We start from the raw sequence: 6,125 nt of genomic DNA on the forward strand, positions 1-6,125 counted from the left end.
GGCAGGGATTGCGTGCTGCGCTACAAGCGCGCCGGGCGCGTGCTCGCGGTCGCATCGATCTATCGCGACCTCGATAGCCTCAAGGCCGAGGTCGCAATGGAGCGGGCGGCCGCCTGACGGGAGGGTTTGTGTTCTGACGGCTCCAGAGCGTTTCGAGCGAGGTGGATACCGGTTGGCGTGAAGAAAACGCGTCAAAACGAGAATCTGGAGCCCGTGCCGATTCCATCGGAACGGAAAAGGCTCTAATCTGCGGCCATGCTTCAGGAAGCCAAAACCTACGACGAGCTCTATCGCAACTTCCGCTGGGACGTTCCCGCGCGCTTCAACATGGCGACCGCGTGCTGCGACCGCCATGCCGACGGCACCGGGCGGCTCGCGCTGGTCTATGTCGACGAGGATGGCGGCACCACGCGAACCTCGTTTGACGAGGTGGCGGACGCCTCGCGCCGCTTCGCCAATGTGCTGACCGCCGACGGCCTGGTGCGCGGCGACCGTGTCGCGGTGTTCCTGTCGCAATCGCTCGAACTGCCGGTCGCGCATCTCGCGGCGTTTCGCGCCGCGATGATCTCAATCCCGCTGTTCGCGCTGTTCGGCGAGGACGCGCTCGAATTCCGCCTGTCGAACTCCGCGGCCAAGGCCGTGATCACCGATGAAGCAGGTTGGGAGAAGATCACGAAAATTCGCGATCGCCTGCCCGAGTTGAAGAGCGTCTATATCGTCGGCGAAAAGACGCCGGCGGGGACGAAACCGTTCTGGAGCGCGATCAAGTCGGCGTCGCCTGAGTTCGCGACCGTCGACACCTCGGCCGACGATCCCGCGCTGATCATCTACACGTCAGGCACCACGGGCAACCCGAAGGGCGCGCTGCATGCGCATCGCGTCGTGCTCGGCCATCTGCCCAATGTCGAGATGTGCCACAACTTCCTCCCCAAGCCCGGCGACCTGATGTGGACGCCGGCCGACTGGGCCTGGATCGGCGGCCTGATCAACGGCCTGTTCGCGTTCTGGTACCACGGCATTCCGATGGTCGGGCACCGCGCCCGCAAGTTCGAGCCGCAGGCGGCGATGCAGATGATGGCCGAGCTCGGCATCCGCAACGTGTTCCTGCCGCCGACCGCGCTGAAGCTGATGCGGCAGGCCGATGTGAAGAATTCCGGCGTCAGGCTGCGCAGCATCTTCACCGGCGGCGAGTCGCTCGGCGGCGAATTGCTGGATTGGGTGCGCGACACCTTCGGCATCGATGCCCATGAGGTGTTCGGGCAGACCGAATGCAATCTCGTGATCGGCAGCAATTCCAACCTGTTTCCGATCCGTCCCGGCTCGATGGGCCGCGCCACGCCGGGCTTCGACGTCCGCATCGTCAACGAGAAGGGCGAGGAGCTGCCGCGGGGCCAGCGCGGCATCATCGGCGTGCGCCAGCCGTGCCCCTGCACCATGATCGAGTACTGGCGCAATCCGGAAGCGACCGCGAAGAAATATGCCGGCGAATTCCTGCTGACCGGCGATCTCGGCGTGCAGGATGAGGACGGCTATTTCTGGTACGTCAGCCGCGAGGACGACGTCATCACCACGGCCGGCTATCGGGTCGGCCCGTCCGAGATCGAGCACACGCTGATGAAGCATCCGGCGGTCGCGATGTCGGCGGTGGTCGGCATCCCCGATCCGATCCGCACCGAATCGATCAAGGCCTGGATCGTGCTGCGGCCGGGCTACGCGCCGGGCGATGCGCTGGCGCGCGAGATCCAGGAATTCGTCAAGGTCCAGCTCGCCGCCCACGAATATCCGCGCTTCGTGCAGTTCGCCGACAGCCTGCCGATGACGGCGACGGGCAAGGTGCTGCGGCGCGAGTTGAGGGCGCTGGGGTAGTGTTCTCCACCGTCGTCCCGGCGAAAGCCGGGACCCATAACCACAAATGCGTGTGTCGCGCGACGCTGTGGCCCCAGCCAACTCTAGCCGCTTAGAGCGGTGGTTATGGGTCCCTGCTTTCGCAGGGACGACAGCGGAGTATGGAGCGACTGTGTCGCTATCATCACGACGGCATCGGGATTCCCAATTCCTTCAGCGCGGCCATCATGCGCGCTGGCGGCTGCATCGGGATCACCATGGCCTTGCCGGTCTCCACGAGGCTCTTCAGGCTGGAGAGGATCGCCGGCCAGCCGGTGCGGCCGCCCGACAGGATGTCGTCGCTGATCGGACGGTCATGCGATTGCAGCAGCGTCAGCTTCACGCCGTCGCCGGCCGGTTCGATCTCCCAGGTGACGAGCGTCGGCCCGAGCTTTTCGACCAGCTGCGGCCAGTTGACGTTGAAGGTGACGGTCAGCCGCTTCAGGGGATCGCACTCGATCACCTCGCCGGAGATGTGCAGCGCGCCGTCCGGCGTCCGCACGACGTAGGCGCCGCCGATCCGAAGGTCGACCTCGACCGCGTTGCCGGAGAAATACTGCCGGCTGAATTCGGCAGTCGTCAAAGCCTGCCACACCTTCTCGGGCGTGGCGGCGATGTAGATGGCGTAGACGATTGCCGGTTTGAATTTCTCGATGTTCATGTCTGTACGCACCCGTCGATAGATTTTCATTGTCATTCGAAGCCGTCGATCCCGAGCGCGGCCGGCGGGATCGTGACCGCCTTGCCGGTCTCGAGCAGGCTCTTGAGTCCCGACAGGATCGCCGGCCAGCCCTTGGAAATGCCGTCAAGCAGCTTGCTGCCCGCGCCGAAGCCCTCATGGGTCACGGTCAGCTTTACGATCTTGCCATGGGCTTCGAGCGTGAAGACCACCTTGGTTGCCGGCTCCTTGCGCATGTCCTCGTCGAGCACGTGCTTGAAGGTGTAGGCGAGGCGCCGCGGCCGGTCGGCCTCGAGAATCTCGCCGGTGTCGGTTGTCTTGCCGCCCATCACCAGCGCGAGCGGCGAGCCGACCTTCCAGTCCGATTGCAGCTCGGTGTCGAACCAGTATTGCCGCGTGAACGTGCTCTTGGTCAGCGCGTCCCACAGCTTCTCCGGCGTGGTCTCGATGTAGGTGACGTAGGCGAATTCGGGCTTAGGCATGGTAGGCCTCCCTGGCGCTGCTGGTGAGCAGGTCGGCCGGGAGTTCGCGTCCGGTCTCGAGGAAGCTCTTCAGGCTTGCGATCACCATCGGCCAGCCGCCGGAGATGTCGCGCAGCGTCTTCGGACCCAGATTATCATGCGTCACGGTCAGCTTGACCACTCCGCCGTGGGGTTCGATGTCGAAGGTCACGCGCGAGACCTGTTCGCGCTCGACGCCTTCCTTCACGACGTCCCAGCTGTAGGCGAGCTTTTTCGAGGGATCGGCGATCAGCACCTCGCCCTGCACGCTGCGTCGCCCGTCCTTGGTGAGGTGGTAGGGGGAGCCGATCTTCCAGTCGGAGCTGACGCGATAGCCGAACCAGAAGCGTTCGGTGAATTCGCTCGATGTCAACGCGTGCCACAGCTTGTCGGCGGTGGTCTCGATATAGGTGACGTAGACGTAGTCCGGTTTACTCATCACGCTTCTCCAATTGTCTTTTCAACTCGCTCAGCGCGGCGAGTTTCCCGCGCTCGAACTTCCTGATCCACCGCTCGCCGATCTGATGGATCGGAACCGGGTTGAGATAGTGCAGCTTCTCGCGGCCATGCTTGATCGTGGTGACGAGGTTGGCCTCCTCGAGAATCACAAGGTGCTTGGTGACGGCCTGACGCGTCATATCGAGGCCGTCGCAGAGCTCACCGAGCGTCTGCCCGTTCTGATCGTGAAGCCGGTCAAGCAGCGTTCGCCGTGAGGCATCCGCGAGGGCTTTGAAGACTTCATCCATGGGTCGAATAATAGGCAACCAAATGGTTGCATGTCAAGAGCGTGTGTTTTGGCATCAGCTGCGCCGTGCTAGCTTCGCCGGCAGCCAACGCAGATTGGTGTGGAACATTGGGTGGTGCGCATGGGCGGTCGCGTTACGGCAGTTTGCTGCACGTTGTTTCTTGTCCTGCTCGCGAATGGTGCGAGCGCCCAGCAGAAGATTGGCGACCCGCCCGAAGCCTCCAACATGAGGCTGGTTGGAACCAGCGATTTGCAGGCCCGCAGTGCCTATCAGCCGACCATTCATCATCAGGGCGACAAATGGATCGCCTATATCGGCCATCACGGCGGCACCGACGACATTCCAGATCCCGTCAACCCGATGACCGGCAAGGCCGAGCCGAACGGCACCTCGATCGTCGACGTCACCGATCCCGCGCATCCGAAATATCTGCGGCACATTCCCGGACAGGAAGGCAAATATGAATCCGGCGGCGCGCAGATGGTGCGGATCTGCGACGGCAAGGATCTGCCGAAGGGCGACCGCAACGCGGTCTACATGCTGCGCACCTTCGGCAGCGAGGCGCATGAAATCTGGAACGTCGCCGATCCCGCCAATCCGGTGCTCGTCACCCGGATCGGCGGGTTGAAGGACACGCACAAGAGTTTTTGGGAATGCAGCACCGGCGTCGCCTTCCTGGTGTCGGGCGCGCCGGACTGGCGCACGCGGCGCATGACGCAGGTCTATGATCTCTCCGATCCCGCGCAGCCAAAGAAGATCAGGGATTTCGGCCTGCCCGGGCAGGAGCCGGGTGCGACCGGCGCGGTGCCGACCGAACTGCACGGGCCGATCTCGATCGGGCCGCAGGGCAATCGCGTCTATTTCGGCTACGGCACCAACAAGGGCGGCTTCCTGCAGATCGTCGATCGCGACAAGCTGTTGAACGGACCGAAGCAGCCGACGCCGGACAATCTGAAATTCCCGGAGATCGCGCGGATGCCGCTGTCGGCGATGAACGGCGCGCATACGGTGTTTCCGATACTCGGTATGCCGATCGCCGAGTTCGCCCATGACAAGGACGGCAAGAGCCGCGACATCGTGATGATCGTCGACGAGGCGATCCAGAACGAATGCGGCGAGGCGCGCCAGATGGTGTGGTTCGCCGACGTCACCACCGAGGCGCGGCCGATGCTGATCTCGAGCTACACGGTGCCCGAAGCCTCCGGCGCGTTCTGCGAGCGCGGCGGCCGGTTCGGCTCGCATTCGTCGAACGAGAGCATGGCGCCGGTCTACTACAAGAAGCTGGCCTTCATCGCCTTCTTCAACGCCGGCGTCCGCGCGCTCGACATCCGCGATCCCTACCATCCGAAGGAAGTGGGGTACTTCATTCCCTCCATCACGGCGGCGACCGACAAGCGCTGTGTCACGATCGACGGCAAGGACCGCTGCAAGGTCGCGATCCAGACCAACAATGTCGAGACCGACGAGCGCGGCTACATCTACGCGGTCGACCGCGCCAACACCGGCCTGCATATTCTCGAACTGACCGACGCGGCGCGCGCCGTCGCCGGTCTGCCGTGAGTACGCGATGATGCGCTCATGGCCGGTCATCGCGGCGATGGTCCTCGTGCTCGGCGGGCTCTCCGCGGTTGCGGGCTACGAGATGGCGCCGGCGGGCGCGGCCGCGTGGCGTGAAATCGCCTGGCCGTTCCCGCGCGACGGCTGGCCTGCCGGCCGCGCTTTCCGATGCGGCGCGGCGGAGTGCGGTGACGTCGAGGTCTTTCTCAGGCCGAAACTCGGCTTCTGCAATTGCGACAGCGGCGTCGCCGATGACGACGAGGTCGATCGCGTTGCCGACGTCGACATGATCAGCCCGCGCTTTGTGCCGCTGAAGGCGGGCGATGCCGTTGCTGTCGCCGACTTGCCGGGGCGGCTTAGGGCGTATGATCTCGAGATGCCCAAGGGGAAGCGCATCGCGATCGGCATCGCGGTGTCGCATCGCTGCGACCTGATGGCGGTCGCGGCGCAGGGCAGGGGAGACGCCGCGGGGGTGCAGCGGGCGACGTTGAAGTTTCTGGAGTCGCGGGAGATCAGAGCATGGATGATTGCGGCAATGGAGGGACATTGAGGAGCCCGTCTCTCGCATGCGAAAATGGTGTCGTCACCCGCGAAAGCGGGTGACCCAGTATTCCAGAGACGCTGATGCTTAGCTGATGGGCCGCGGCGTACTGGATACCCCGCTTTCGCGGGGTATGACAGAGATGAGCAGGAGCCGCTTCCTCTTCGCCCGTCCTATGTGCATAATTCAGCTTCACCGTCAGTGAGCTCCCCATGTCC

Annotated in this window: 7 protein-coding genes; 3 read left to right on the forward strand and 4 right to left on the reverse strand. The window is 64.0% G+C overall.

Translation table 11 applies throughout. The features are described 5' to 3' along the window. The first annotated feature begins 255 nt into the window (after positions 1-255). Positions 256-1,866, forward strand: a complete 1,611-nt coding sequence (locus PMN64_RS41330; RefSeq protein ID WP_411784919.1) for an acyl-CoA synthetase — start codon at positions 256-258, stop codon at positions 1,864-1,866. 163 nt (positions 1,867-2,029) lie between these two features. Here the strand turns inward: PMN64_RS41330 and PMN64_RS41335 are convergent, their stop codons facing one another. From PMN64_RS41335 to PMN64_RS41350, 4 genes are read right to left on the reverse strand one after another with little or no spacing between them, the layout of a single operon-like run. Then, entirely contained in the window at positions 2,030-2,545 is a 516-nt protein-coding gene (locus PMN64_RS41335) for an SRPBCC family protein (RefSeq protein ID WP_411784920.1), read from the reverse strand. 32 nt (positions 2,546-2,577) lie between these two features. Continuing rightward, positions 2,578-3,045, reverse strand: a complete 468-nt coding sequence (locus PMN64_RS41340) for an SRPBCC family protein (RefSeq protein ID WP_411784921.1) — start codon at positions 3,043-3,045, stop codon at positions 2,578-2,580. Next, a complete protein-coding gene (locus tag PMN64_RS41345; RefSeq protein ID WP_304498820.1) occupies positions 3,038-3,502 on the reverse strand; it encodes an SRPBCC family protein in 465 nt (154 codons plus the stop codon). Before PMN64_RS41345 ends, PMN64_RS41340 begins: the two co-directional genes overlap by 8 nt. Then, positions 3,495-3,809: an ArsR/SmtB family transcription factor gene (locus tag PMN64_RS41350; RefSeq protein WP_028343393.1), complete on the reverse strand. Its 315-nt coding sequence runs from the start codon at positions 3,807-3,809 to the stop codon at positions 3,495-3,497. The genes PMN64_RS41345 and PMN64_RS41350 overlap by 8 nt, the downstream gene beginning before the upstream one ends. A gap of 120 nt (positions 3,810-3,929) precedes the next feature. Here PMN64_RS41350 and PMN64_RS41355 point away from each other — a divergent pair, with 120 nt between their 5' ends. Then, positions 3,930-5,369 carry an LVIVD repeat-containing protein gene (locus PMN64_RS41355; protein ID WP_411784922.1) on the forward strand — a complete coding sequence of 480 codons (1,440 nt, stop codon included), beginning with the start codon at positions 3,930-3,932 and terminating at the stop codon, positions 5,367-5,369. Between the two features lie 7 nt (positions 5,370-5,376). After that, positions 5,377-5,916, forward strand: a complete 540-nt coding sequence (locus PMN64_RS41360) for a hypothetical protein (RefSeq protein ID WP_411784923.1) — start codon at positions 5,377-5,379, stop codon at positions 5,914-5,916. Positions 5,917-6,125 lie beyond the last annotated feature (209 nt).

Origin of the sequence: Bradyrhizobium sp. UFLA01-814, from assembly GCF_046718885.1 — a bacterium.
Taxonomy (GTDB): domain Bacteria; phylum Pseudomonadota; class Alphaproteobacteria; order Rhizobiales; family Xanthobacteraceae; genus Bradyrhizobium; species Bradyrhizobium elkanii.

Coding starts and splice junctions, on each gene's coding strand:
- PMN64_RS41350 (WP_028343393.1), bottom strand. CDS start 3,809: ATGGATGAAGTCTTCAAAGCCCTCGCGGATGCCTCACGGCGAACGCTG.
- PMN64_RS41360 (WP_411784923.1), top strand. CDS start 5,377: ATGATGCGCTCATGGCCGGTCATCGCGGCGATGGTCCTCGTGCTCGGC.
- PMN64_RS41345 (WP_304498820.1), bottom strand. CDS start 3,502: ATGAGTAAACCGGACTACGTCTACGTCACCTATATCGAGACCACCGCC.
- PMN64_RS41335 (WP_411784920.1), bottom strand. CDS start 2,545: ATGAACATCGAGAAATTCAAACCGGCAATCGTCTACGCCATCTACATC.
- PMN64_RS41355 (WP_411784922.1), top strand. CDS start 3,930: ATGGGCGGTCGCGTTACGGCAGTTTGCTGCACGTTGTTTCTTGTCCTG.
- PMN64_RS41340 (WP_411784921.1), bottom strand. CDS start 3,045: ATGCCTAAGCCCGAATTCGCCTACGTCACCTACATCGAGACCACGCCG.
- PMN64_RS41330 (WP_411784919.1), top strand. CDS start 256: ATGCTTCAGGAAGCCAAAACCTACGACGAGCTCTATCGCAACTTCCGC.